The sequence below is a fragment of the Halomonas sp. SIMBA_159 genome, assembly GCF_046536035.1.
Classification (GTDB): domain Bacteria; phylum Pseudomonadota; class Gammaproteobacteria; order Pseudomonadales; family Halomonadaceae; genus Vreelandella; species Vreelandella venusta_A.
On sequence record NZ_JAWJBT010001575.1, the window covers coordinates 1 to 237 of the forward strand.

Annotated in this window: 1 protein-coding gene; it reads right to left on the reverse strand. The window is 51.9% G+C overall.

Annotated features, from left to right (window positions below; translation table 11 throughout):
* Positions 1-73: 73 nt before the first annotated feature.
* The coding region (locus tag R0J87_RS24545) for a hypothetical protein (protein ID WP_336558109.1) at positions 74-237 on the reverse strand (164 nt) is incomplete at its 5' end.

The window sequence follows — 237 nt, forward strand, 5'->3', positions numbered from 1 at the left end:
TGTGTTGCCGCTTCTCAGGCCCACGGTTCGCTGTCGTTGTAGGCCCGGTAACATGTGTACCGGGCCAGGGTTGTTAAGACGATTTACGTACGCGCAAATACCATTCGCACAGTAAACGCACCTGTTTACGGGTGTAGCCTTTTTCCATCATACGGTCGACAAAGTCGTCGTGTTTCTTCTGCTCGTCGGTTGACGTTTTGGCGTTAAACGAGATAACCGGCAACAGCTCCTCGGTAT